Origin of the sequence: Brucella sp. H1_1004, assembly GCF_047308065.1 — a bacterium.
GTDB classification, from domain to species: domain Bacteria; phylum Pseudomonadota; class Alphaproteobacteria; order Rhizobiales; family Rhizobiaceae; genus Brucella; species Brucella pseudogrignonensis_B.
In genome coordinates this window covers 1,252,803-1,278,499 of record NZ_JAYKZA010000002.1, presented here as the reverse complement: position 1 = coordinate 1,278,499, position 25,697 = coordinate 1,252,803, and the positions used below count along the sequence as shown (strand labels likewise).

Below are 25,697 nucleotides of genomic sequence, written 5' to 3'. Positions count from 1 at the left end.
TCCAAAATGCGGCATGATGGTGCCAAAGCCATAAAGAGAAACAAAAAAGCCGCCCGAAACGCATTGGGGCGGCTTTTTCGTAGATAATTTCAGATCAGATGTCAGTGCCAAGCGCCAGTGCCGTCGCACCGTCCATCTTGTAAATATCGTCGCGGAACTGCACCACACCGTCACCAGTCGACCATGCGGTGATATAAACGAAGTGCAGCGGCACAGGATCGGCAACCTGAATTGGCGTATTCACACCCGAAGCAATCGTACCTTCGATATTCTGACGATCCCAGCCAGCAGTGTTCTTCAACAGCCATACATCCAGATCGCGAACGTTCTGCACGCGAACACAGCCGGACGAATCAAAGCGCATCAACTTGTTGAAATAGCTCTTCTGGGGTGTGTCATGCATGTAAACGGCATGCGTGTTATGGAAGTTGATCTTCGTCGAGGACATAGCATTGATCTTACCCGGGTCCTGACGGAACATCAGCTTCACCGCATCATCCGTGTTCCAGTCAACGCTTTCCGGCGGAACTTCCTGACCCTGCGCATTGTAAAGGCGGATCTTGTTGTTTGCCAGATATTGCGGGTTTTTCCGCATCAGCGGAATAATATCCTTCTGGATGATCGACTTTGGAGCCGTCCAGTAAGGATTGAGAATAACTTCGTGAATCTTGGAATCAAGAATTGGAGTCTGACGATCAATCTTGCCAACAACCGCTGTATGGCGCTGCGAAACACTGCCATTTTCAACAGCCTCAATGCGAGCAGCCGGAATATTGACCATAACAAAGCGCTGCTCTGTCTGGCTTGCTGGTGTCATGCTGGAAAGGCGCTGAAGATTTGTCTGCAACTGGCCAAGACGCGTATTCGCATCAACATTCATTGCAGCATAAGTGAACTGGCCCATAACACCGTCGGCAGGCAAGCCGTGACGCGACTGGAAACGCTTAACAGCTGCATCGACATAAGTATCGTATGCGCTCGAAACACCAGCTTCGCGCGGCAGATCGCCAGAGACTATCAAACGCTGACGCAGAGCATGAACCGAGGGATCATTGACGCCAAGCTGCAACTTGGCACTGCCCGGAACCTGCGGCCAGCCACCACGAGCGGCAATATCGCCATATTGGGCAATTGCCGACTGAAGATTGCCAACCGTCTGCTGGCTGATAACCGGCTGATTGGTTGCAACCTTCTGGCCACCTGTTGCACGCGCATCAAACTGGTCATCCCAGTTGCCGCGGCGCGGAGCCGAAAGAATATCATTCAAAGCCTGTTGCTGCTGAGCAAATGCCGCAGGAGCAATTGCAGATGCGGCAGCGGCCAAACCAGCAGTTGCAGCACCACGCAAAAAGCTGCGACGGCCCACATTCATAGCCAGCATATTCTTGTCGGTTTTGGTCATCGTTTTGGTCCCAAAGGCTAACCCGTTGCGTCGGAATGCAAAGCACTCAGAAATGCTCACGATTATGCACTGTATCAAACCCGATAAGTCGGTTTTTATGGCTTATTCATGTCGCGCCGCCAAGAATTCAAGGCAGCGACTGCTTAAATAGCTCACAATCATAAAGTTTAACGTATTAACCGGCGCAATTGTGACCGTTCTGCAACAAAATACTACAGTCGATACGCTATGCTATCATTCCAGAAGCGATCAAGACGCTGCAACGACCGGTTCATTGCTGTAAACTCTTCCACCTGAATACCGCCAACTTGCTCAATAGAAGCAATATGACGCTGGTAAAGAGACTGTACCTGATCCGCAATCTCGTTGCCTTTGTCGCTCAAGCTGACACGCACCGAACGACGATCTGTGCTTGAACGTTCATGGTTGATAAAGCCCATATCAACGAGCTTTTTCAGATTATAAGAAACATTTGAGCCAAGATAGTAGCCCCGCGAACGTAACTCACCTGCGGTTAGCTCAGAATTACCAATATTAAACAGAAGCAAAGCTTGCGTCGCGTTAATGTCGCTTCGACCAGCGCGGTCGAACTCATCCTTGATGACGTCGAGCAGACGGCGATGCAGACGCTCAACGAGCTGTAGTGCTTCGAGATAAAGTGTACGGAGCGCTGCTTCGGGATTCAAAAGTGGAGCAGATGCATCCATTCTGTGCTGTGCATTGATCATGTCTTTTGCCTCTCTGTCGGAGCAACCTTACGTGAGGTTACTCTCTTTCCTGTTCAGCCGGTGTTTTCACCGTGTCTGGATAGGAATTTAGACGAGATGCATAAAATTGGACTTAAAAGTCAGCCTTAACAGTAACTTACCAAGCGAAATGCAATTTCAGGCTTAATGTTTTGTTACCAGCACATCAATTCAGACGGCAAGACCGACGCGTGACAGCCGTCGCTTTTCCAGAAACAGCATGATGCGGAAGACCACATAAATGAGGATGCATGTCGCATTAAAAGCGACAATCAGTGGTCGATATTCGAAGTGCCGAGCGAAGACGGAATAAATCGCTATTTCGCCAATCGCTGCCACAACCCATAAAACCGGTCCCCATGGTGCACGCATCCACAGGCCGGTCGCGGCAACGGGCATTAAGAGTGCCAGCGCGACACAGGCCGTTTGCCACTGCCACGGCATCAAATCAAAGCGCCACAACAAGCCCGGTTGCACCCCAATCAGCTTAATCCAGTAATAAACACCGCTTGCCAGAACAGCCAAAGCGATCAAACGCATAAACCATACGAAAGACCACTCGGTTCCACTGGGCTGGATATGCTGTTGCAACTCATCCTGACGCATCAAAAGCTCAGTTCCCTCTCGCCAAGATTGGCAAAATACGCGTTGACCGTTTCCGGCTTCACTTCATCAATCGACGCAGGCTGCCAGACCGGCGCCCCGTCCTTATCGATCAGAACTGCCCGAACGCCTTCATAAAAATCGTGCCCCGCCAACATGCGTGATGCAATGCGATATTCCATGCGCATACAATCATCGAGATCAAGCGCACGACCATCAGCTATCTGACGGAATGTTACCGCTACACTGGTTGGCGACCGCGTAGCAAGAACAGTCAAAATATCCGTTGCTGGCTTGCTGCCATTTGAAGCTGCCTTTTCCAGCGCTTCGAAACATTCGGCAAGCGTTGCATGTCCAAAACTCTCCGCAATCACAGTGCGGGCCTCGGGAGAGGTTTCGAAATCAGGATATTGTGCACGTGCCAGAGCCGCATCAATATCGGCCTTTGCAATCAGATCGTCACGTAGATCATCCAGATCGCTGGCTGCTACAGCATGAGTAGCAATACCGCTTTGCAGGCAATCACCCCAGCGAATCCGATTACCAGTAAGTGCGAGATAATAGCCGAAATTATCATGCAGATGCGGCAGAAACGCGCTGCCGCCCACATCGGGGAAAAAGCCAATGCCTGTTTCTGGCATGGCAAACAGCGTATTCTCGGTGACAATCCGGTGCGAACCATGAATGGAGATGCCTGCGCCACCGCCCATGACAATGCCATTCAACAGAGAGACATATGGTTTTGGGAACCGTCCAATGCGCGCATTGAGACGATATTCGTCGCGGAAGAAATCAAATGCAGGCGTTCCTTCCTGGCCAGCCTTATAAGCGGCCACAACATCGCCACCCGCACAAAACGCACGGCCTTCACCTTCGACAATAACGACAGCGACATCGTTGTCGGATTCCCATGCTTGTAAAGCACGGTCGAGCCCAAGAATCATTTTATGGGTAAGAGCGTTGAGCGCAGATGTGCGTGTAAGCCTGACAAGGCCAGCCCTACCCTTACGTTCAAAGCTGATTTCGCTGCCGCCACCGAAGTCAATCTGCATGTCGCTTTCTCCCGTATGATTTAAGTGTTTCGGATAAGACTGAAGGTTCGAAACACTTTAATCATTCTATCTTGCGCATTATCCTACGCAAAACCGCTTCGCACTTTTGCTGGAAATGCTTTCAATGCGTAGAAACTGAGAAGCCCCGCGTCAATCCTGCACAGCCTATTGTGCTTGGTTTAGCCACTTTTCCCATGATAAACCGTCTGCAACACACACTAAGCTTCCGAACCGGTAGATTCCCAAGCTTTCTTCTCTCGGGATCATTTATATGACTGATCGTCTGAACAACATTTCTCCTGCAAACATTTCGGGCCACGTCGATGATGTGACCGGAGGCCGTCGTCTGCGGCGTATGCGCAAGGCCGACTGGTCACGCAGACTGGTTCAGGAAACACATCTGACCGTAGACGATCTGATCCTGCCATTCTTTTTGACCTACGGAACGGGCGTCACCGAAGCTGTAGATGCAATGCCCGGCGTAGAACGCTATTCGGTCGATATGGCTGTGCGTATGGCAGAGAAAGCCGCAAAGCTTGGCATTCCCGCGATTGCGCCCTTCCCGCGCGAAAAGGCAGAGGTAAAGACAGAGGACGGTGCTTATGTTGCAAGTCCCGACAATCTGATCAATCGCGCCGTTCGTGCGATCAAAAAAGAAGTGCCCGAAATCGGCATCATCACGGATGCAGCGCTCGACCCATTCACAACGCATGGCCATGACGGCATTTTGCGCAATGGCGAGATCATCAATGATGAATCGGTTGCCATGGTTGTGCGCGGTGCGCTGTCACAGGCCGAAGCAGGCGCAGATGTGATTGCACCTTCTGATATGATGGATGGTCGTATCGGCGCTGTTCGTCACGCACTGGATGCGCATGGCTTCAACCATGTGCCGATCATGTCTTATGCGACCAAATTCGCATCAGCCTTCTATGGCCCATATCGCGATGCAATCGGCACAGCTGGTCTGCTCAAGGGCGACAAGAAGACATACTATATCGATCCTGCAAACCCTGAAGAAGCTGTACGCGAAGCCGAACAGGACGTGGCGGAAGGCGCTGACATGCTGATGGTTAAGCCTGGCATGCCTTATCTCGACATCATCCATCGTCTGAAGAACACGTTCCGCCTGCCGACTTATGCCTATCAGGTGTCAGGCGAATATTCGATGATCAAAGCCGCTGGTATGAATGGCTGGATTGACGAAGAAAAGGTCATGATGGAGAGCCTGCTCGCCTTCAAACGTGCGGGCTGCGATGGTATTCTCACTTACTTCGCACTGGATGTGGCGGAAAAGCTGAAAAGCCAACGCTAATTTCCAAAACGCTGTTTCCTTGAAATAGCCTGTTTCATGCACCACCTTAATACTGTTCCGCAACGTGCGGACCAGCGGACGGTTTATTTCCCGAACGCTTTTCGTATTAACGACTGGAAGGGACAATGTCCGATCATATTCTACACGGCGAAGTTATGGGGCCGCGTTACGAAAGCCGCGCATTTTTTGAAGGCGTGCGCACGCGTCGTATCATGGCGTTCCTCATCGACTATCTCATCGTGTTTCTATTGTGCATTCCGGCTGCCATAGTAATTTTCATCCTTGGCATCATCACACTGTCGCTTGGCTGGGCGCTTTATGCCATCATGTTTCCGGTCGTCGCTCTGTTCTACGTGTCACGCACGCTCGGTGGACCACAGCAGGCCACCAAAGGCATGCAGATGATGAACATCAAAATTGTTCGTCTTGAAGGTGGCACCGTCGACCCGATGCTGGCTGTGGTTCACACAGTTCTGTTCTGGGGCCTCAATGTAGTGCTGACACCGCTGATCTTGCTTGCCACGCTGGTCATCGACCGTAAGCGTGCCGTGCATGACCTTTTGCTTGGAACTGCCGTCATCCGTTCGGATCGATAATCAAGCATCAAAAAAATTCAGGGCCGGCTGCACAAAATGTCTATTGACGTTTTGTGCAGCCGGCTCAATCTTTAAAGCATGTCTCCCAAAAGTGGAAACCTGCTTTGGGATCAAGACAAGCATATAAAAAATCTCAAAGAGATGGTTCGGTATTGCCGTTTCGTGGATATTGAATGACCCATCAACCGCAACAGTCTCCGCAGTTTTTCCTAACGGCTCCATCGCCCTGCCCTTATCTTGACGGGCAAATGGAACGTAAAGTTTTTACGCATCTCGTTGGAGACAAAGCCAGCGAGATCAATGATCTGCTGACCCAGGGTGGTTTTCGTCGTTCTCAGAATATTGCCTACAGACCAGCATGCGAAATGTGCCGAGCCTGTGTTTCGGTACGAATCCTGACGGGCGAGTTCGAGATGAACAAGAGCATGCGTCGGGTGTGGGATCGCAATCGCGATCTGATTGGCCGTCCGCACAAGGCACAACCAAGCACCGAACAATATGCGCTGTTTCGTGACTATCTGGATGCACGGCATCATTCGGGCGGCATGTCCGATATGACAGTGCTCGATTATGCGATGATGGTCGAAGACACCCACGTCAACACGCAGATTATCGAATATCGCCGACGCGGGCCCGATAGTTTTATCAGCGCCAAGGGCGACGGAGAGCTGATCGCGGTAGCCCTTACCGACGTGATGGCTGACGGTCTGTCAATGGTCTATTCGTTCTTCTCACCGCATATGCATGAGCGGTCTATTGGAACTTACATGATCCTCGACCATATCCAGCGCGCACGTGCGGCTGGCTTGCCACATGTCTATCTCGGCTATTGGGTCGAGGGATCGCGGAAGATGCAGTACAAGACGCGCTTTAAGCCGCAAGAGCATCTTGGTCCGCGCGGATGGCAGAAATTTGAGGGATAACAAAAAGGCGGCTTCAAAGCCGCCTTTGTTTTAGAATTTTCCCGAACGCGGGAAACCCTTTGGCACAGTACGACCGGCAGAGGCACGAGCCGCAATCCACTCAACAAGCTCTTCCTTGTTGCGATTGAACGTGCGGTCGGCTGAATCCTGCCACGACAGGCCGTCAGCAATTGCAAAAGTACGAATGTCGGAAATGCCGCCATCCTTATATTTCTGCAGTCGAACGCCCTTACCGCGTGTCATTTCCGGAATTTCTGCAAGCGGGAAGACGACCATCTTGCGGTTTTCACCGACCACCGCGATGTGATCACCCGAAATGCGCTGACAAAGCTTAGCTTCGTCCGGTGCCTTAACGTTCATCACCTGCTTACCCTTACGGGTATTGGCGACAGCTTCGTTCTCCGAAACAATGAAACCATTGCCTTCATGTGACACAAGCAAAAGCTTTGCTTGTGGATCATGGACAAATGCCGTGAGAATATCCTGATCGTTTTCCATATCGACCAGAATGCGGATTGGTTCACCATGGCCACGACCGCCGGGAAGCGTATTCGCGCCAATGGTGAAGAACTTGCCGCCCGTCGTGAAGAACAGAATCTTATCCGTCGTCTCAGCGTGGAAAGCGAGCTTGAGCTTGTCGCCTTCCTTGAAAGCCAGCGTCGAGAAATCAGCCATATGGCCCTTCATCGCGCGCAACCAGCCCTTTTCAGACACAACAATCGTAACCGGCTCACGCTCGATCATCGCCTGATGAATATCTTCAAGATCGTGAGTTGGCGCTTCCGCAAAGGTGCTACGACGTTTGCCTAGTTTGGTCGCTGGTCCAAACTTTTCGCGAACAGCTTTGATTTCGGTGCTGATCTTCTTCCACTGGCGCGTGCCGGAAGCAAGCAAGCCTTCCAAATCAGACTTCTCGGCGGTTAATCCGTCAAACTCTTTGCGAATTTCAAACTCTTCAAGCTTGCGCAACGACCGTAAGCGCATGTTGAGGATTGCTTCGGCCTGATTATCCGTCAGTTCAAAAGTCCGCATCAATTCCTGCTTTGGTTCATCCTCTTCACGAATGATGCGGATAACTTCATCAAGATTGAGATAGGCTTTGAGAAAACCGCCAAGGATTTCCAAGCGTTTATCAATCTCTGCCAGACGATATTCAGACCGGCGAACCAGCACTTCCTTGCGGTGCTCCAGCCATTCCTTGAGCACGCCGCCAAGCGACAGAACATTTGGCACTTTGCCATGCGAAAGCACGTTCATGTTGAGCGAAACGCGGTTTTCAAGCTCGGTCAGCTTGAACAGCGACTCCATCAACAGTTCAGGATCGACCGTGCGGTTCTTCGGTTCCAGTACGATGCGAATGTCTTCAGCGGACTCGTCGCGAATATCATCAAGCAACGGCAGCTTCTTTGCCAGAAGCAACTCGGCGATCTTTTCAATCAGGCGCGATTTCTGCACCTGATACGGAATTTCGGTGACAACAATCACCCAAGTTCCGCGATTACCCTCTTCCTTTTCCCAGCGTGCGCGTGCGCGGAACGAACCGCGCCCAGTGCGATAGGCTTCAACGATATTGGCATGATCTTCGACCAGAATACCGCCAGTCGGGAAATCAGGACCGCGCACCTTGCATTTCAGAAGTGCAGTCGGATCGCTCTCCGCTTCCTTTTTCAGCTCTTCCCATTGCGCAGGCGAAGTAATGAGTTCTTCGACACTCGCATCGGGATGGTTGATCAGATAAAGCGCGGATGAGCAAAGCTCCGCCACGTTATGCGGCGGAATATTGGTGGCCATGCCGACCGCGATACCGGCCGAGCCGTTGGCAAGCAGGTTAGGGAATGCACCCGGAAGGACGATGGGTTCTTCGTCTTCCTCATTGTAAGTCGGGCGAAAGTCGATAGCGTTTTCTGTGATACCTTCGAGCAGCAGCGTTGACACTTCGGTCATTCGCGCTTCGGTGTAACGCATTGCGGCGGCATTATCGCCGTCGATATTGCCGAAGTTGCCTTGCCCGTCCACGAGCGGATAACGCACGGCGAAGTCCTGCGCGAGACGCACCAGCGCATCGTAAATCGAGGCGTCGCCATGCGGATGGAATTTACCCATCACATCACCGACGATACGCGCGCATTTTGCATAGGCCTGATCAGGATTAAGACGCAGCAGACGCATCGCATGAACGATACGGCGGTGAACCGGCTTCAAACCGTCGCGCACATCCGGCAGCGCACGATGCATAATCGTGGACAGTGCATAAGCGAGGTAGCGTTCCTCGAGGGCCGATTTAAGGTCGACCCGTTCGATGTGTTCGTCGCCGTCGTCCGGCGGAATCAGACTTTTACCCATAGTTCTCAGTACCAATTGCACGATTCGTCAGCAAGTGGGGATGAGAACCAATCCAGTACATTCGTCGCAAATATGCCGTCATTGCTGCTGTATAGAGAAAATAACGTGGTTTTCTCCACAACGAACATATGAAAAGCGAAACGGGCTTTTTTTCCTTTCGTAAAAGCTTATGTAGACATTTAAATTTTTTACCAAATGATCAGGAGCCAATAAATGCAGGTTTTCGTTCTTAGTAAGCAGGCCGCGCGCGTTTTTGCAGCAAGCACGGCGCTCTCGTTGGTATTTGGCAGCGTAGCTATGGCCGCAGATGCCAATGCCGTCGCTGAACGCCTCAAGGCAATGTATGCCAAGCAGGGCGCAGAACTAAGCTTTGCCAATGTCAAAGCTGATGGCTCCGACATTGTGCTTGAAGGCACGAAGATCAAGCTTGCAACGGTTTCCGACAAGGAAACAGCTATCGGCGACATCACCCTCGAAAACGTTGAGGATGCATCTGACGGCGGTTACAGCATTGAAAAAATAACTGTTCCTGACATCGAAGTTCCTGCGGGCGAAGCAAACAAGAATGACAAAGTGTCCATCAAGGACATTTCGATGGAAAACGTCCAGATTCCATCAGAGAAAGCTGAAGGCGCGCTCAACCAGATCGTTTTCTATGACAAGATGAAGATCGGTCAGATGGAGTTCGGAACGCCCGGTAAGGATGGCGCAACGGTTAAAGACTTGGAAGTGTCGCTGAACGCAGCTGACCGCTCTGAGAAAATCGACTACGCGCTGACCATTGCTGACATTGACGCTACCTTCGAGAAGGATGGCAAGAACCCACTCGCTCCGCTCGACATGAACACCTTCAACGGTGCTGTGACATCAAAGGGCACATGGCTGCCGAAGTCTGGTGATGCATCACTCGACCAGTTCGAGATCAGTGCAAAGGAACTCGGCAAAATCGACATCACCGGCGCGCTTGCCGGTTATGACATTGCATTCCTTGAAGCTGTACAGAAAACCCAGCAGAATATGACAAAGGCAGATGCCGACAAAGACGCTGCTGGTCTGGCAATTCTCGGCCTTGCTGAACAGCTGAGCATTAAGAACCTGACGATCCGCTTTGACAATGAAACCCTCACGCAGAAGCTGCTCGATTATTACGGTAAGCAGCAGGGTGCAGACGGCAAGCAGCTTGGCGAACAGCTGAAAATGATGGTTCCGCTGATGGCCACACAGCTCAAGAACCCTGAATTTGCTCAGCAGTTGAAGACTGCGGCTGAAAAGTATTTCGACGATCCAAAGTCGCTGACGATTTCGGCTACGCCTGACCAGTCAGTTAGCTTTGCATCGATCGTTGCGACAGCATCGCTTGATCCAACAAAGATCATTCCACTGCTGAAAATCGCAGTCGAAGCCAACAACTGATTGAACTGATATCAATCAAGCAAACCCGGTGCGCTCTGCGCACCGGGTTTTATTTTGCCTGCTAATTAGACCAAAGAAAAAGCCCGATCTCACGACCGGGCTTTTTAATTTCATAGCTGAACCGATCAGCTCTTCTGCGTCGGTGCCAGACGAATATGAAGATCGCGCAGCTGTGCTGGCGAAACATCCGAAGGCGCGTTCATCAGAAGATCGAGCGCCTGCTGGTTCATCGGGAACAGCGAGATTTCGCGCAGGTTCTTTGCACCAACGAGCAGCATGATCACACGATCAACACCGGCAGCCATACCGCCATGTGGAGGTGCGCCGTACTGGAACGCACGGTAGAGACCGCCGAAGCGCTCTTCCACGTCCTGCTGGCTCAGGCCAACCAGTTCGAACGCCTTCACCATCACATCTGGCAGCTGGTTACGGATCGAACCGGAAGCGATTTCAAAGCCGTTACAGACCAGATCATACTGGTAAGCCTTGAGCGACAACGGATCCTGCGTTTGCAGTGCTTCCATGCCACCCTGCGGCATCGAGAACGGGTTGTGTGCGAAGTCGAGCTTCTTGTTGTCTTCATCCCATTCGTAGAACGGGAAGTCGATGATCCAAGCAAGTTCAAAGCGCTCACGATCAACGAGGTTCAGCTCTTCACCAGCACGCGTGCGAGCATCACCTGCGAATTTGTAGAACTTCGATGGCTGACCAGCCACGAAGAAGCAGGCATCACCATCACCAAGACCCAGCTGCTCACGAAGCGCTTCTGTGCGTTCTTCACCAATGTTCTTGGCAATCGGGCCAGCGCCTTCGAGCTTATCGCCTTCTTTGCGCCAGAAGATGTAGCCGAGACCTGGCTGACCTTCGCCCTGAGCCCATGAATTCATGCGATCACAGAATGCACGACTACCGCCGGTCTTGGCCGGAATTGCCCAGACTTCGACCTTTGGATCATTTGCGATCATGTTCGCAAAGACCTTGAAGCCGGAACCAGCAAAATGCTCGGTCACGGCCTGCATTTCAATCGGGTTGCGCAGATCAGGCTTGTCCGAACCATAGGTGCGGATCGCGTCATCATAAGCGATGCGGCGGAATTGCTGCGTGACCGGCTTGCCTTCAGCAAACTCTTCAAAGATGCCGCGCATGACAGGTTCCATCGTTTCCCAGATTTCTTCCTGAGTAACGAAGCTCATTTCAAGATCAAGCTGATAGAATTCGCCCGGCAGACGGTCTGCACGCGGATCTTCATCGCGGAAGCAAGGCGCAATCTGGAAGTAGCGGTCGAAACCAGCAACCATCAGCAGCTGCTTATACTGCTGCGGAGCCTGCGGCAGCGCGTAGAACTTGCCTTCATGAATACGGCTTGGCACGAGAAAGTCGCGCGCACCTTCCGGCGACGAAGCCGTCAGGATTGGCGTCGAGAACTCATTAAAGCCGATTTCAGTCATGCGGCGACGCATCGCGGCAATGATCTTTGTGCGGCTCATGATGTTCTTGTGCAGCGTTTCGCGACGCAGGTCGAGGAAGCGGTACTTGAGGCGAATGTCTTCCGGGTAATCCGGCTCGCCGAATACTGGCAGCGGCAATTCCTTAGCTGCGGCCAGAACTTCGATCTCGGTTGCGAAGATTTCAACATCGCCGGTCGGCAGGTTAGCATTCACCGCTTCATCGGCGCGAGCCTTCACTTCACCATCGACGCGAATGACCCATTCACCGCGAACGGTTTCAGCAATCTTGAACGCTGGCGAATCAGGATCAGCAACAACCTGAGTGAGGCCATAATGATCGCGAATGTCGATGAAGAGGATGCCACCATGGTCACGGACGCGATGGACCCAGCCAGACAGACGGACTTTCGAACCAACATCCGATTTGCGAAGGGCTGCGCAGGTATGGCTGCGATAACGGTGCATGATTTCTGCCTTTTGGAACTTTATAAATCTTGTGCAAGCAAAGCGCTGCAATTCGGGCGGAAAAGCGCATTTTGATCACGCTTTGTCAAGCCGACACTACGTGTGTTAAACCAGCTTGACAGAATATGTCGACAAAAATCACTATTTACGTGTTATCTCATCGCAATATCGCTCTTGCGGCGCATTAAGCAGCCCGCGGTTCAATATTTTGTTTAAACGCGCAACTTAATCGAAAATTGCTTCACAGTTTTCGGGATGCGCTCTAGAAGAAGAATATGCAGCTCATCACGACCACAGAGGCCCTTGAAGAGGCCGTATCCGCCTTAGCCAAATCCGACTTTGTGACAGTCGACACCGAATTCATTCGGGAAACGACTTTCTGGCCGGAGCTTTGTCTCATTCAAATGGCCTCGCCTGACCATACTGCTTTGGTCGATGCTTTGGCACCCGGTCTCGATCTTGCGCCTTTCTTCCGCCTGATGGCCAATGAGAAAGTGATCAAGGTGTTCCATGCTGCGCGTCAGGACATAGAAATCGTGTTTCACTTGGGCGACCTGATCCCTGCCCCGATCTTTGACAGTCAGGTTGCCGCTATGGTTTGCGGCTTTGGCGATGCCATTTCCTATGATGCGCTGGTTCAAAAAGTCACCGGCAAACATCTCGACAAATCCTCACGCTTTACCGATTGGCGCCGCCGTCCACTGTCCGACAAACAGCTCGATTACGCGTTGGCTGACGTTACCTATCTGCGCGACATCTATCTCTATCTGAAAGATGAGCTTCAGAAAGAAGGGCGCAGCGAGTGGGTTAATGAGGAAATGGCCGTGCTAAGCGCACGCGAAACCTATGATCTGCATCCCGACGATGCATGGAAACGCGTAAAAACGCGTATGCGCAAGCCGATTGAACTGGCAATTGTGCAATCCGTTGCGGCATGGCGCGAACGTGAAGCACGCGAACGTAATGTTCCGCGTGGCCGTGTCATCAAGGACGATACGATTGCAGAAATCGCGCAGCAGCAGCCCAAAGACGCGGAAGCGCTCGGTCGTTTGCGTTCAATCCCGAAAGGTTGGGAGCGTTCGGCTCAGGCCGCCGGTCTTGTGACTGCGGTTCAGGCCGCACTGGCCATTCCAAAAGAGGATCTGCCAAAACTGCCGAAGCAATCGCATTCTCCTGAAGGCAGTGCCGCCGCTGGAGATATTCTTAAAGTATTGCTCAAGCTTGTGACCGAAGAACATGGTGTTGCGGCCAAGATCGTTGCAAGTTCCGATGATATCGACAAGATTGCAGCTGAAGGTGAAAAGGCCAATGTGCCTGCGTTGCAAGGCTGGCGTCGCGAAGTCTTCGGCCAGAAAGCGCTTGATCTCATTGAAGGCAAAATTGGTATCAAGTTTGAAAACCGACGCATTCGGGCAGTTGAATTAAGTTAAACAAAAAGGCCGGTGGAGAATATTCCCGCCGGCCTTTTTGTTTGTCGATCATTCAGTTTTAATGATGCTCGTTTGCTTCAATCGCGCTATCGCCAACGGCAAAGAAAAGGTTCTTACCTGCCAGCTTTGAGAGCTGCTGCAAGCGACCTTCCGGGCGATCCGAAATCAAATCAGCAATATCACCCGGCACGACCAGCGCAATTCCATTCTCTTCCTCACGCCAATAAAGGCGCGGAATTACCCCCGGCATGGAAGCGGAGAGCAGATAGACCACCCGCAACAACGCACCCAATAGCCTTGCACGTTCGCGCAAACGCGGCGTTGCGAGTTTCAGGATTTCAGGCGCAATCTCGTCGTCAACCAGTCCTTCATGGCGATAATAATTCGCCAAAGCCATGAAAGAGCGACCGGGATGATCAATGCCGCCAAAAGAGCCATGTGCAATGATATTCAGCGCCTGAGAACCGCGATAGTCGGGATGAGCGCGCCAGCTGATGTCAGCCACCAGACACGCAGCCTGCCGATAACGTCCCTCGTCTTCAGTTTCATCAAACCCAAGCACTGGCAACGATAACGTGGTCCATGTCGCCAATTCACGCGCATGACGCGGAGAACGCGACCGCAGGATTGCCAGTTCTTCTGCCGAAGCCAGAAGCGGATCAAGCCGCTGTTCGTTCTTGGGCAACAGTGAATAAAGATAGCCTTCACGCACACCAAGCGCTGAGAAGACAATCTTTGATGGCTTCATGCGGCGAATGGTTTCGAGAAGAACCGTCGCGCCATAGGCAAGCAACTGACGACGGTTTTTTGAAACCGCTTCAATGCCGCGCATCGTATCGATATTGCCTTTGGCAACACGCGTGAGGAAGCTTTTCGCTTCCACCGGATCCATCTCATAGCCATGCATGACATGCAGCGGATAGTGTTTTGCCGTCATGTGCAACTTGGCGAGATTTCGCCATGTGCCGCCGACAGCATAGAACACCTGCCCCTGATGCTTTTCAAGAAGCGTCGCACGAGCAAGCTCAGTACGGGTGATTTTCGCTGCTTCTGGAAGCTGCTCGTTTGACATGTCCTGCAAACGCAGACCGCCCAGAGGTAACGTGATTCCCTCACCCACATCGTGGTCATTCACATCGACCAGTTCGAGACTGCCGCCACCGAGATCGCCAGCCACGCCTTGCGGCTTATAGAAACCCGAAATGATGCCAAGTGCCGAATAATAGGCTTCTTCCTTGCCGGACAGAACTTCAATGTGCCGTCCAAGAATAGCCTCGGCCTGAGAAATGAAATCAGGTCCGTTCTTTGCTTCGCGTGCAGCCGCTGTTGCCAGCGCATGGATGGAAATCGCGCCAGCTTGTTCAGCCAGCACACGAAAGCGTTTCAATGCGCGAAGAGCAATATCAACGGATTTCTCATTGAGCTTCCCAGTCTTGGCCAATCCTTTGCCAAGACCGCAGAGAAGCTTTTCATTGAAAAGCACTGTCGGCGAGCGGACAATGCCTTCATAAACAACGACACGGATCGAGTTTGATCCGATATCGATAACCGCGACGGGCTTGAGGCCCTTCAATCGGCCTTGTGCTATTGCTGGACTCATGAAGTCGTTTTTCTTTCCGCCTGTGCACGTCTGCGATGTGCAGTCAGGCGTGGGGCAGATGATTTCGGTGACTTTCCGCGACCAGACAAGCTTGGATTTGTCATGAAATATTCCTGCGCGTTGAAGGCTTCTTCTCCGTCCGCTTTTTCTATCCGGCGAGAGGTGCCATCCGCAAGTAGCTGATAGCTCTGTTGGTTATCAATTATGTTGGCAAACATAATTTGCGAAAGAATTTGCTGATGCACAGTGGCATTGGTCACCGGCACCAAAGTCTCGACACGGCGGTCAAGATTGCGTGGCATCATGTCGGCTGAACCGATATAGACAATTGCCTTGTCAGACGGCAGATCATACCCATTTCCGAAGCAGAAGACGCGGCTATGCTCGAGAAAACGCCCGACTATTGACTTCGCACGAATGTTATCCGAGAGACCCGGCACACCCGGACGTAGACAACAAATACCACGCACAATCAGTTCCACATCAACGCCCGCCTGGCTGGCTTTATACAGCGCATCAATAATCTGTGGATCAACCAGCGAGTTCATCTTCATCCAGATCGCAGCAGGCTTACCAGCTTTCGCATTGCTGATCTCATCTTCAATGTGTTTGAGGATTCGCGCACGCAGCGTCAGCGGAGAAATAGCGATCTTCATTTCCTCGGCTGGCTGCGCATAGCCTGTGATGAAATTGAAGATATGTGCCACATCGCGCGCAATGTCGGCGTCTGACGTAAAGAACGACAAGTCAGTATAAATGCGCGCTGTGATCGGGTGGTAATTTCCCGTGCCCAAATGGACATAAGTGCGCAGCTTCTGATCTTCGCGGCGCACAACCAGCGACATCTTCGCATGCGTCTTCAGTTCGATAAAGCCGAAGACAACCTGAACACCTGCACGCTCCAGATCACGCGCCCACCGAATATTGGCCTCTTCATCAAAACGCGCCTTCAGCTCGACCAGCGCAGTGACTGACTTGCCAGCTTCGGCAGCATCGACCAGCGCACGAACAATCGGGCTGTCATTAGAAGTCCGATAAAGCGTCTGCTTGATCGCCAATACATCAGGATCAGCGGCGGCCTGACGCAGGAACTGCACCACAACGTCAAATGATTCATAAGGATGGTGAACAACGATGTCCTTTTCGCGAATCGCTGCAAAGCAATCGCCCCCGTGCTCGCGGATACGCTCCGGGAAACGTGGATTGTAAGACACGAATTTCAGATCATCCCGCGGAATCGAAACAACTTCCGAAATCATGTTCAGCGCCAGAAGGCCTTCCAGAACACTGATACGATTTTCGGAAACGCCGAGTTCCGTTGCAACGAAAACGCGCAAAGCTTCCGGGATTTCTGCATCAAACTCGATACGGATCACCTGACCGCGACGGCGGCGCTTCAAAGCGGTCTCAAACAGACGGACGAGATCTTCGGCTTCTTCTTCCACTTCAATATCGCTGTCGCGAATGATGCGGAATGTGCCTGCGCCGCGCACTTCATAACCCGGGAACAGACGACCGATAAACAAGCTCACCGCATCTTCAATTGTGATGAAGCGGAATGCATTCGTTTGTTCATTCGGCAGCTGGATGAAACGCTTCAGAGCAACAGGAATGCGCAACAGTGCCGTCATCGGATGACTATCGAGACGACGTGCCAATTGCAGCGCCATAGAGAACCCAAGATTGGGAATAAATGGGAACGGATGCGCAGGATCGATCGAAAGCGGCGTCAGAACAGGGAAAATGGTTTCAAGGAAGTGGTTTTCCAGCCAGTCTTTTTCATCTTTAGACAAAGCTGCCGGTCGAACGATCTCGATATTTTCTTTTTCAAGCTCTTCGCGAAGTATACGCAGACGGTCCTGCTGACCTTCCTGGAGGCGGCTGACTTCTTCGAGAACAAAATCTAGCTGTTCCTGTGGAGTGCGACCATCGGCGCTGCGCATGGCAACACCTGCACGCACCTGTGCCGCCAGACCCGCAATACGCACCATAAAGAATTCATCGAGATTGGCTGCAGAAATTGACAGGAAGCGCAGACGCTCAAGCAACGGCTGGCGTGTATTGCCAGCTTCTTCCAGAACACGACGGTTGAACTGCAGCCACGAAAACTCACGATTGACAAAGCGTTCCGGGCTTTGCATCAGTTCAGAAATCCTGTCATCAATCAAAGCTTCGTGAGCATTCCGATCTTTTCCAAGATTCTTGTCCATTGAAAGATCATTGGCTGGCTGAATGGTCAAATCAGTCGTATGTGGTGCCATAATGCTGTTTTCGTTCATTTTTCCTGTCCCGGCTTTTACCGGAAAATCCCGGTGCGACCATAAGCCTATGTCTGTCATATGACAGTTTGATAGCAAACCGCTTGAATTGTCTCCAGAATTGATGAAAACGCTTCCAGAAACAAGTCGTACGCGGTAAATGCTTGAAAAATAGCTTTCTAAAATTTGATGCCGCGACCCACAAGCTCCGGAGCATATCATGTCCGATCACATCATCCCGCACTTCCAGAACGACGCTGGACATAACTCCATCGAAATCGGCGTAAAGGAATTCATGTGCGTCGGCGCCAATCCGCCTTTCGATCATCCGCATGTTTTCCTCGACATGGGACATGAAAGCGAATCTGTCTGCCCTTATTGCTCGACGCTCTATCGCTACAACCCACAGCTTCACGCTGATGAAACTCTACCTGCCGGCTGCGTCTATGATGCGCCTGCGGATAAAGCTGCCTGAAGATAACAAGCGGTATTGCTGCCGCTAAAACTATGAGCAAGCTGGATACAAAACGAATCGTAATTGCCGGGGCCGGCGTTGCCGGTTTAAGTGCTGCGCTTGAATGCGCAGCTCACGGATGGTCTGTTCAGCTTTTTGAAAAAGCGCATGCCTTGTCGGAAGTCGGCGCAGGCTTGCAGCTTGCTCCCAACGCAATGCGCCATCTTGAGCGCCTCGGCGTTGCAGATCGATTATCCTCACAAGCAGTTTTACCTGAAGCGCTCTATCTGATGGACGGGCGTAAAGCTCGTCCTTTGCTCGTAATGCAGCTCGGCGAAAAGGCGCTAAAGCGTTGGCACCATCCCTATGTCGTGTGTCATCGCGCTGATTTGCAATCCGCTCTGCTTAATGCCTGCAACGAAAATCCGAATATCGAAATTAATCTCGGCGCGGAAATTCTAAGCCACACGGCTGACAGCAGCGGAATTACAGCGATTGTCAGACGTGACGCCACTAAACAGGCCATTCAGGCAGCATATCTGATAGCATGCGATGGTGTGTGGTCGATGCAGCGCGACAAAGCTGGCTATGACAAAGCGCGTTTCAGCGGTCACATCGCATGGCGCACAACAGTTGCAGCCAATAACTTGCCTGCAAGCTTCACGTCAGCCATTCGGGAACAGAAATCTGTTTCTGCCTGGCTCGGCAAGAAAGTGCATTTCATCGCCTATCCCGTCAAAGGTGGAGAGTTCTTCAACTTTGTTGCCATTACGACGGGTGAAAATCCGGGTGAGGTTTGGTCAAAGACTGGTGAGCGTTCACGGCTGCAATCCATCTATGAAAACTGGAGTAAGCCCGTTCGTGATGTTCTGAACGTTGCAGATGAATGGACTTTTTGGCCGCTGTTTGAAATAGGCGATGCACAATTTGTTGGCCGTGATAGAACAATTTTTCTTGGGGATGCCTCTCATGCCGTCACGCCCTTTGCAGCGCAAGGTGCTGCAATGGCCATCGAGGATGCTGCTGCTCTCGCAGAAGCATTGGATAACGAGGATCAACAATCAGCGTTGAAGCGGTTTGATTCTGTACGAAAAGAGCGGATTGCAGCAGTCGCCAAACGCGGCCAGATGAACCGCTTTGCATATCATGCAACGGGTGTTTTAGCGCTCGGTCGAAATATGCTTTTCACCATGCGCAGCCCAGATAGCTTTCTGAAAGATCTGGACTGGCTTTATGGTTATGATGCCATTCAGGCTGTGCGTGGTTGATTAAAAAGCAACGAAGACGTTCCTTTTACAAAACCTAGTTTCTCATAAAAAGGCACCAGTCTTTCGGGGCAATAAAGCTCAAAACTTTTCACACGTCGCAACTTTTCATGCGATAATATGCGTTGAATAATTGTTTTTCCAAGTCCATGACCGCGCGTTTTTTCTGCGACGATCACATCAAAGATCATCGCCTTGAAGGTGAAGTCGCTTAATACGCGTGCAAAGCCGATTATGCTTCCCTCTGCATCATAACAAAAAAGCGTCAGGTCGCAGTGGTCCAACATATGTACGACATCTTCAAATGATCGCGCTGCGGTCCACCATTCTTTGCTGTAAAAGTCATAAAATTCGCGTCGAGCCTCCGATGGTAAATTTTCAGACCAATGACATTGTGTCACGCTAGCCTCCTCCTTAAGAACCGTAAACCTCTTGCAACTTTGAAATGTTCGGCAACCGCGTTCAGCCTTGCGAAAAGTCGGACAAAAAATAGAAAACACCCGCCGTTATTAGCGGCGGGTGTTCTTAATAAAGCGATCACATTGCTTAGTGCAGAATCTGACTGAGGAATAACTTGGTTCGCTCGTGTTGTGGGTTGTCGAAGAACTCAGCCGGTGAATTCTGTTCAACAATCTGGCCCTGATCCATGAAAATGACGCGGTTTGCAACCTGACGCGCAAAGCCCATTTCATGTGTCACGCAGATCATGGTCATGCCTTCATCAGCGAGGCTAACCATTGTATCAAGCACTTCCTTGACCATTTCCGGGTCAAGTGCCGAAGTCGGCTCGTCAAAAAGCATCACTTTCGGGTTCATGCACAGCGCACGGGCAATTGCCACACGCTGCTGCTGGCCACCGGAAAGCTGGCCCGGATATTTATTGGCCTGCTCTGGAATTTTCACGCGCTTCAAATAGTGCATCGCGATTTCTTCCGCCTGCTTCTTGGGCATTTTGCGCACCCAGATTGGGGCCAGCGTGCAATTCTCCAGAATGGTCAGATGCGGGAAGAGGTTGAAGTGCTGGAACACCATGCCAACTTCACGACGAACTTCATCGATCTTCTTGAGATCATTGGTAAGCTCGATGCCATCAACAATGATTTGCCCTTTCTGGTGTTCTTCCAGACGGTTGACGCAACGGATCATCGTTGATTTGCCGGAGCCTGAAGGGCCGGCAACGACGATGCGTTCGCTACGCATGACTTTCAGATTAATATCACGCAGCACGTGGAACTCGCCATACCACTTGTGCATGTTCTTGATCTCGATAGCCACTTCGGTCTTCGAGACTTCCAGTTTTGAACGGTCGATGTCGACACCAGGCTCAGATTGCGGGAGGGCGCTTTGTGCACTCATTTAAATTATTCCCTTTATTCTTATCGTTTGTGACCCGTGTCGAGCCGCCGTTCCATGAATATAGAGTATCGCGACATGGCGAAACAGAAAATCCAGAAAACGAAGCCCGCAAAGACCAATCCAGTTGCAGGTGTCTGTGGAGACGTCCAGTTTGCATCAGAAAAGTTCTGTCTGACAATGCCCAGAAGGTCAAACATACCGATGATGTAAACAAGGCTAGTGTCTTTAAACAGACCAATAAATGTGTTCACGATGCCGGGTATAACCAGCTTTAACGCTTGTGGCAGGATAATGAGGTTGGTCTTCTGCCAGTAGCCCAGACCTAGCGCATCGGCACCCTCATATTGCCCGCGTGGAATAGCTTGCAACCCGCCGCGAACAACTTCTGCCATATAAGCTGATGCAAATAATGCCACACCGATTAATGCGCGCAGCAACTTATCGAAAGTAACGCCCGGTGGAAGGAAAAGCGGCAGCATAACGCTGGCCATGAAAAGAACCGTAACTAGCGGAACACCACGTACCGTTTCGATGAAGATGATCGACATCGTCTTGATCACAGGCAGTTTGGATCGCCGCCCCAAGGCCAAAACAACCCCCAAAGGCAGGGAAACCGCAATACCGACAAATGACAAGACCAGTGTTACCAGCAGCCCTCCCCAAAGGGATGTTTCAACATAACGCAGGCCGAAAGAACCGCCGACCAACAAGAAGTAGGCGATAACCGGAAACGCGAAGAAGAACAGAATGGCGTTGATGATCTTGTGCGGAATTTTCGGGATCAGCAGAGGAACAAGCAAAATCACGAACAATGCCGCAGTCAGATCAACGCGCCAGCGCTCTTCAAACGGATAGCGCCCATAAATGAACTGCTGATACTTCGCATTTACAAACGCCCAACAAGCACCTGACCAGCCCTCAGGCTGAACCCCACCCTGCACGACGGTTAGGCATGCTGTACGATCAGTGCCAGTCCATGCAGCATTGATAAACAGCCACTGGATCATTGGTGGCAAAAACCACGCAACAATCGCCAGACCAAAAATCGTCAGTGCTGCATCTGTAGGTGTGGCAAAAAGATTGACGCGCAGCCAATGCGAAAAGCCCTGCACTGAACTTGGCGGTTTTTCCCCCTTGACCATTTGTGTTCGGACATAATGGAGATTTGTGTTTTCCATGCTCATCTCTCCACCAATGCCATTTTCGCATTAAACCAGTTCATCAGGCCGGAAACGATCAGGCTGATGCTGAGATAGATCACCATCCAAATAGCAACGACTTCAACGGCTTGGCCGGTCTGGTTAAGGATCGTACCACCAACTGCAACCAGATCAGGATAACCAATTGCAATGGCCAGCGATGAATTCTTGATCAGATTGAGATATTGGCTCGAAAGCGGTGGAATGATAATGCGCAGAGCCTGTGGCACCACGATCAGGCGCATCGTTTGACCGGGCCGCAAACCAACAGCATAGGCCGCTTCTGTCTGGCCTTTGTTTACACCCAGAACACCTGCCCGAACGGTTTCCGCAATAAATGAGGCAGTATAAAACGACAAAGCCAACAATAGCGCCAGAAATTCCGGCTTAACCTGCGTCCCCCCCGTCAGATTGAACGTTCCCAGCTTTGGCAGATCAAACGAGACCGGAAATCCTGTTACGATCAAAGCCAGTATGGGTAAGCCTATGATCAGGGCAGCAGCCACACGTACCGTATGGAACGGCTGACCTGTCACAATTTGCCGACGCTTAGCCCAGCGCGCTACAAAAAACGAGGCAACAATCCCGAGGACCAAAGCAACAGATAGCAACCATGCGCCCTCGCCCCAAATAGGCGACGGCATGAAGAACCCACGATTGTTGAGATAGGTCCCAAGTGGCAAGGAGAGACTATCTCGCGCCTGTGGTAAAACCGAAAGAACGCCAAAATACCAAAAGAAGATAACGAGCAGCGGCGGAATATTGCGAAATACTTCAACGTAAACCGTACAGATTTTACGAATCAGCCAATTATGCGAAAGTCTTCCAATGCCAACCAGAAAACCGATAATTGACGCCAGAATTACACCCAAACTCGCAACATAAAGCGTGTTGAGCAAGCCAACCAGAAGAGCGCGGCCATAGGTGGAATCGCTATTATAGGGAATGAGCGTCTGGCTGATATCAAAGCCTGCACGCCCATTTAAAAAGCCAAAACCGGAAGCAATATTCGCGCGCTGAAGATTTGTGATCGTATTTCCTACGATCCAATAGATCGAACCGATAACGACGACAAACACCACGACCTGATAAAAAACGCCGCGCACTCGCGGGTCATAAAGGAGTGATGTGCCATTGTCGTTTCGGCGTTTTTCAGTTGAAGAATAGGAAGCCATATGTTCCCTGTTTTCTCTCGGCCACTGTTCTTGCTTTAAAATAGCTAACGATCCCGCCCCAATCGGAAAACCATTTTAGTGCCGTCGCAGAGATTTCCGAAGATTGAGGCTCTGACCGTCCGAGACAGAGCGTTCATTAAACTATCCGATACGAGCGATTGGTATGACTTCCGCATACAAAGGTTTCTGGTAATGCAGAAGATCAGTGACCAATCCAAGAGCCGACAAATCCGGCGAGTGCTGCTGCACCCGCCGAAAATCAGTCTGAGCAGTAAGACCCGTTAACGCACAGGAATGCCGTATTGTAGACCACCCTTGTTCCACTGGGCGTTGATACCACGTGCAATCTTGAGCGGGCTACTGGCGCCAATATTCCGTTCGAATATTTCGCCGTAGTTGCCAACGCCATTGACGATCTTCACCACCCAATCATTGTCAAGGCCAAGATCGGTGCCGATCTTCGTATCCGCTTCCACACCAAGAAGACGCTTGATATCCGGGTTGTCGGACTTCTTCATTTCTTCGATATTGGCTTGCGTGATCCCGTATTCTTCGGCGTTAAGCAGTGCATTATGGGTCCAGCGGACGACATCTGCCCATTTAGGGTCTCCCTGACGAACGGTCAGACCGAAGGGCTCCTTGGAGATGATTTCTGGCAAGATGACGTGATCATCTGGATTGGCAAGCGCCAAACGAACCCCGTAAAGGCTGGACTGGTCCGTCGTGTAAGCGTCACAACGACCGGAGTCGTAAGCCGCATTGGCTTCTTCGATCTTCTCAAAGACAACGGGATTGTACTCCATTTTGTTGGAGCGGAAATAGTCGGCCATGTTAAGCTCAGTCGTCGTACCGGCTTGAACACAGATAGATGCACCCGACAATTGGAGTGCGGAATTGATACCTGACAGCTTCTTCGAATTAATCATGAAGCCTTGGCCATCAAAATAGTTGACACCAGCGAAGTCGAGGCCAAGCGCTGTGTCGCGGCTAATGGTCCACGTCGTATTGCGGATCAGGACATCAACTTCACCCGACTGCAACGCGGTGAAACGCTCTTTGGCGTTCAAAGGCGTGAATTTCACTTTTGTCGGATCACCGAAAATAGCCGATGCCACGGCACGGCAATAGTCAACATCAAAGCCAGACCATTCGCCTTTGTCATTTGGAGCGGCAAACCCCAACAAACCGGTGTTGACGCCGCACTGCAAAAAGCCCTTGTTCTTTACATCAGAAAGCGTGTCAGCCGACGCTCCCGAAGCCGCGCCAAACAACGCCGCCGCACCCAATACCCCTGTCAAAACAGTCTTTTTCATCTGGCCTGCAACCTTTTATGTTCCCTGAGATCACCAGAAAATATTCTGAGCGTCTCTGTTGCTTTATTTTTAGCAATAAGTTGAAAAATAAGAGCTTAGCTCCTCCCCAACCCACGCATTACGCAGACTGTCGCTCACCCGAAGCCGTTATCGGCTTTCTATATTTTATAGGTCAGCGATATCTGGCGCCTTCACAACCCTATCGAAGGCGAAATTTTGGCTTTGGTCAAGGGATTAACGTTGAGGAAAAAGTCGGAACGGCAAAAATAACCTATTCTAACATGCGCGTTTTTACATGATTTCCCAATTTTCGGCTAATGCTGTTCAATAAGATGAACAGCATTAGCCACAAAACTAATTCTTATAAATTCTATAATTATATCAATATATTATCGATAGTTTAGTGTTTTAACAATCGGGCTAAAAACTACAATTTTAGCTATTTCAAACGCGTGGCATCAACTTGTCACCCTCAAGCGAAAAAATAATATTTCGCGTCGCCATAAAGCGAGCAACCCACCATGTCGCGATAAAGCCAATTGCCAGTCCTGCAACGACATCTGTTGGATAATGAGCCCCTGCTGCGAGCCTGCTGATGACAAAAAGTAAGCAAATTGGAACGGTTAAAAAACGCCAGCGTGGCAGGAAAATCCAGAGCGATACCAGCATAATGCCCGCCATCATTGAGTGTCCCGACGGAAAGCTTTCATAGGAATGTTCACCGCGAAAAGGCGCGAAATACGCAGAACCGAGATCATCCAGCAGCAGCGGACGTGCACGCCCGATGACAAATTTGCCGATTTCTGTTGGAAAGCTGCCAACAACGATAGAGGCCAAGACCAGTGTAGCCCAGCTATGAAAGCGAACAAGCTTCTCGTGCACGACCAGGCGCATTGACGGGGAAAGCAGAAAAGCGGTTACCAACCAGACAGCCATTGCCACGCCGAGCCATACAATGGTGCGAATCAAATCGGTGATCACCCGAAGAATTTCCATGACGAAGAAATCGCTGTTCATTGCCGAGCGAACGATCTGCGCATCCCAAATATGAAGCACTAGAAGCACAAACGGCATCAACACCACGAGCGCTGTCATTTCCATTGTCCAGCTCGACGGCGCACCGGGATATGCCGGTTTTAGGAGTGCTTTTATGAGTTCTAATGCCGCGCGGACCGGATAGAAAATCGTGTTTGTGGCCTTACGCTCATTCAAATCAGGCATACCGGAATTACACTTCCTCTGGTTTACATTATCACTGTAACAAAGCTGCATATTGCATCCGCAACATACGGGCCTTATCCAATTCATTAGGACCATCCATCAGAACGGACACGAAACCTG

The 25,697-nt window shown here is 51.1% G+C and carries 21 protein-coding genes; 7 read left to right on the top strand and 14 right to left on the bottom strand.

The window, feature by feature from the left end:
* Positions 1-94: 94 nt before the first annotated feature.
* The 4 genes from U2P60_RS13420 to U2P60_RS13405 all read right to left on the bottom strand — a co-directional run bounded on the left by U2P60_RS13420 (position 95) and on the right by U2P60_RS13405 (position 3,803).
* The gene (locus U2P60_RS13420) at positions 95-1,402 is read right to left on the bottom strand and encodes a L,D-transpeptidase family protein (protein WP_313828315.1); all 1,308 of its coding nucleotides are present in this window, start codon (positions 1,400-1,402) and stop codon (positions 95-97) included.
* 212 nt (positions 1,403-1,614) lie between these two features.
* Positions 1,615-2,130, bottom strand: coding sequence for a transcriptional regulator LdtR (gene ldtR, locus U2P60_RS13415; RefSeq protein ID WP_250039598.1), 516 nt, complete (start codon positions 2,128-2,130; stop codon positions 1,615-1,617).
* Between the two features lie 189 nt (positions 2,131-2,319).
* Positions 2,320-2,754 carry a DUF6163 family protein gene (locus U2P60_RS13410; protein ID WP_313828314.1) on the bottom strand — a complete coding sequence of 145 codons (435 nt, stop codon included), beginning with the start codon at positions 2,752-2,754 and terminating at the stop codon, positions 2,320-2,322.
* Entirely contained in the window at positions 2,754-3,803 is a 1,050-nt protein-coding gene (locus tag U2P60_RS13405) for an enoyl-CoA hydratase/isomerase family protein (RefSeq protein ID WP_413572995.1), read from the bottom strand. Before U2P60_RS13405 ends, U2P60_RS13410 begins: the two co-directional genes overlap by 1 nt.
* A gap of 271 nt (positions 3,804-4,074) precedes the next feature.
* On the opposite strand from U2P60_RS13405, the gene hemB reads away from it, so the two are divergent.
* From hemB to U2P60_RS13390, 3 genes are all read left to right on the top strand, one after another.
* A complete protein-coding gene (hemB, locus tag U2P60_RS13400; protein WP_413572994.1) occupies positions 4,075-5,118 on the top strand; it encodes a porphobilinogen synthase in 1,044 nt (347 codons plus the stop codon).
* 125 nt (positions 5,119-5,243) lie between these two features.
* A complete protein-coding gene (locus U2P60_RS13395) occupies positions 5,244-5,714 on the top strand; it encodes an RDD family protein (RefSeq protein ID WP_250039588.1) in 471 nt (156 codons plus the stop codon).
* A gap of 173 nt (positions 5,715-5,887) precedes the next feature.
* Positions 5,888-6,637 (top strand): arginyltransferase, encoded by a 750-nt coding sequence (locus tag U2P60_RS13390; protein WP_250039586.1) that lies wholly within the window; start codon positions 5,888-5,890, stop codon positions 6,635-6,637.
* Positions 6,638-6,667: 30 nt separating this feature from the next.
* Here the strand turns inward: U2P60_RS13390 and U2P60_RS13385 are convergent, their stop codons facing one another.
* Positions 6,668-8,980, bottom strand: a complete 2,313-nt coding sequence (locus U2P60_RS13385; protein WP_413572993.1) for a DNA topoisomerase IV subunit A — start codon at positions 8,978-8,980, stop codon at positions 6,668-6,670.
* Between the two features lie 213 nt (positions 8,981-9,193).
* On the opposite strand from U2P60_RS13385, the gene U2P60_RS13380 reads away from it, so the two are divergent.
* Positions 9,194-10,393: a hypothetical protein gene (locus tag U2P60_RS13380; RefSeq protein WP_413572992.1), complete on the top strand. Its 1,200-nt coding sequence runs from the start codon at positions 9,194-9,196 to the stop codon at positions 10,391-10,393.
* Between the two features lie 125 nt (positions 10,394-10,518).
* On the opposite strand, the gene aspS is transcribed toward U2P60_RS13380, so the two are convergent.
* Positions 10,519-12,306, bottom strand: a complete 1,788-nt coding sequence (gene aspS / locus U2P60_RS13375; protein WP_313828307.1) for an aspartate--tRNA ligase — start codon at positions 12,304-12,306, stop codon at positions 10,519-10,521.
* A 275-nt stretch (positions 12,307-12,581) separates the two neighbouring features.
* Here aspS and rnd point away from each other — a divergent pair, with 275 nt between their 5' ends.
* Complete coding sequence (rnd, locus tag U2P60_RS13370) at positions 12,582-13,736, top strand: ribonuclease D (RefSeq protein WP_413572991.1); 1,155 nt, start codon at positions 12,582-12,584, stop codon at positions 13,734-13,736.
* A 58-nt stretch (positions 13,737-13,794) separates the two neighbouring features.
* Here rnd and ppx read toward each other — a convergent pair whose 3' ends face one another.
* Positions 13,795-15,336: an exopolyphosphatase gene (ppx, locus tag U2P60_RS13365; protein WP_413572990.1), complete on the bottom strand. Its 1,542-nt coding sequence runs from the start codon at positions 15,334-15,336 to the stop codon at positions 13,795-13,797.
* On the bottom strand, positions 15,333-17,546 hold the full coding sequence (locus U2P60_RS13360) for an RNA degradosome polyphosphate kinase (RefSeq protein WP_413573796.1): 2,214 nt from the start codon (positions 17,544-17,546) through the stop codon (positions 15,333-15,335). The genes ppx and U2P60_RS13360 overlap by 4 nt, the downstream gene beginning before the upstream one ends.
* Positions 17,547-17,814: 268 nt before the next feature.
* Between U2P60_RS13360 and U2P60_RS13355 the strand changes: the two genes are divergently transcribed.
* On the top strand, positions 17,815-18,069 hold the full coding sequence (locus tag U2P60_RS13355; RefSeq protein ID WP_313828303.1) for a zinc-finger domain-containing protein: 255 nt from the start codon (positions 17,815-17,817) through the stop codon (positions 18,067-18,069).
* 32 nt (positions 18,070-18,101) lie between these two features.
* Positions 18,102-19,316 (top strand): FAD-binding protein, encoded by a 1,215-nt coding sequence (locus U2P60_RS13350; RefSeq protein ID WP_413572989.1) that lies wholly within the window; start codon positions 18,102-18,104, stop codon positions 19,314-19,316.
* On the opposite strand, the gene U2P60_RS13345 is transcribed toward U2P60_RS13350, so the two are convergent.
* From U2P60_RS13345 to lpxE, 6 genes are all read right to left on the bottom strand, one after another.
* On the bottom strand, positions 19,298-19,714 hold the full coding sequence (locus U2P60_RS13345; protein WP_313828302.1) for a GNAT family N-acetyltransferase: 417 nt from the start codon (positions 19,712-19,714) through the stop codon (positions 19,298-19,300). The two genes, U2P60_RS13350 and U2P60_RS13345, sit on opposite strands and share 19 nt — an antisense overlap.
* Before the next feature lie 145 nt (positions 19,715-19,859).
* On the bottom strand, positions 19,860-20,669 hold the full coding sequence (locus tag U2P60_RS13340) for an amino acid ABC transporter ATP-binding protein (protein WP_413572988.1): 810 nt from the start codon (positions 20,667-20,669) through the stop codon (positions 19,860-19,862).
* A gap of 20 nt (positions 20,670-20,689) precedes the next feature.
* On the bottom strand, positions 20,690-21,847 hold the full coding sequence (locus U2P60_RS13335; RefSeq protein WP_413572987.1) for an amino acid ABC transporter permease: 1,158 nt from the start codon (positions 21,845-21,847) through the stop codon (positions 20,690-20,692).
* 2 nt (positions 21,848-21,849) lie between these two features.
* Positions 21,850-23,043, bottom strand: coding sequence for an amino acid ABC transporter permease (locus U2P60_RS13330; RefSeq protein ID WP_413572986.1), 1,194 nt, complete (start codon positions 23,041-23,043; stop codon positions 21,850-21,852).
* Between the two features lie 281 nt (positions 23,044-23,324).
* Complete coding sequence (locus U2P60_RS13325) at positions 23,325-24,356, bottom strand: amino acid ABC transporter substrate-binding protein (RefSeq protein ID WP_413572985.1); 1,032 nt, start codon at positions 24,354-24,356, stop codon at positions 23,325-23,327.
* A 444-nt stretch (positions 24,357-24,800) separates the two neighbouring features.
* Entirely contained in the window at positions 24,801-25,577 is a 777-nt protein-coding gene (lpxE, locus tag U2P60_RS13320; protein WP_413572984.1) for a lipid A 1-phosphatase LpxE, read from the bottom strand.
* Between the last annotated feature and the right edge of the window lie 120 nt (positions 25,578-25,697).

Excerpts from the sequence above, each read along its gene's own strand:
- lpxE (WP_413572984.1), bottom strand. The coding sequence starts at position 25,577 with ATGCCTGATTTGAATGAGCGTAAGGCCACAAACACGATTTTCTATCCG.
- U2P60_RS13390 (WP_250039586.1), top strand. The coding sequence starts at position 5,888 with ATGACCCATCAACCGCAACAGTCTCCGCAGTTTTTCCTAACGGCTCCA.
- hemB (WP_413572994.1), top strand. The coding sequence starts at position 4,075 with ATGACTGATCGTCTGAACAACATTTCTCCTGCAAACATTTCGGGCCAC.
- U2P60_RS13385 (WP_413572993.1), bottom strand. The coding sequence starts at position 8,980 with ATGGGTAAAAGTCTGATTCCGCCGGACGACGGCGACGAACACATCGAA.
- U2P60_RS13420 (WP_313828315.1), bottom strand. The coding sequence starts at position 1,402 with ATGACCAAAACCGACAAGAATATGCTGGCTATGAATGTGGGCCGTCGC.
- U2P60_RS13335 (WP_413572987.1), bottom strand. The coding sequence starts at position 21,847 with ATGGAAAACACAAATCTCCATTATGTCCGAACACAAATGGTCAAGGGG.
- rnd (WP_413572991.1), top strand. The coding sequence starts at position 12,582 with ATGCAGCTCATCACGACCACAGAGGCCCTTGAAGAGGCCGTATCCGCC.
- U2P60_RS13405 (WP_413572995.1), bottom strand. The coding sequence starts at position 3,803 with ATGCAGATTGACTTCGGTGGCGGCAGCGAAATCAGCTTTGAACGTAAG.
- U2P60_RS13350 (WP_413572989.1), top strand. The coding sequence starts at position 18,102 with ATGAGCAAGCTGGATACAAAACGAATCGTAATTGCCGGGGCCGGCGTT.
- U2P60_RS13360 (WP_413573796.1), bottom strand. The coding sequence starts at position 17,546 with ATGGACAAGAATCTTGGAAAAGATCGGAATGCTCACGAAGCTTTGATT.
- U2P60_RS13380 (WP_413572992.1), top strand. The coding sequence starts at position 9,194 with ATGCAGGTTTTCGTTCTTAGTAAGCAGGCCGCGCGCGTTTTTGCAGCA.
- ppx (WP_413572990.1), bottom strand. The coding sequence starts at position 15,336 with ATGAGTCCAGCAATAGCACAAGGCCGATTGAAGGGCCTCAAGCCCGTC.
- U2P60_RS13355 (WP_313828303.1), top strand. The coding sequence starts at position 17,815 with ATGTCCGATCACATCATCCCGCACTTCCAGAACGACGCTGGACATAAC.
- U2P60_RS13340 (WP_413572988.1), bottom strand. The coding sequence starts at position 20,669 with ATGAGTGCACAAAGCGCCCTCCCGCAATCTGAGCCTGGTGTCGACATC.
- U2P60_RS13330 (WP_413572986.1), bottom strand. The coding sequence starts at position 23,043 with ATGGCTTCCTATTCTTCAACTGAAAAACGCCGAAACGACAATGGCACA.
- U2P60_RS13325 (WP_413572985.1), bottom strand. The coding sequence starts at position 24,356 with ATGAAAAAGACTGTTTTGACAGGGGTATTGGGTGCGGCGGCGTTGTTT.
- aspS (WP_313828307.1), bottom strand. The coding sequence starts at position 12,306 with ATGCACCGTTATCGCAGCCATACCTGCGCAGCCCTTCGCAAATCGGAT.
- U2P60_RS13395 (WP_250039588.1), top strand. The coding sequence starts at position 5,244 with ATGTCCGATCATATTCTACACGGCGAAGTTATGGGGCCGCGTTACGAA.
- ldtR (WP_250039598.1), bottom strand. The coding sequence starts at position 2,130 with ATGATCAATGCACAGCACAGAATGGATGCATCTGCTCCACTTTTGAAT.
- U2P60_RS13410 (WP_313828314.1), bottom strand. The coding sequence starts at position 2,754 with ATGCGTCAGGATGAGTTGCAACAGCATATCCAGCCCAGTGGAACCGAG.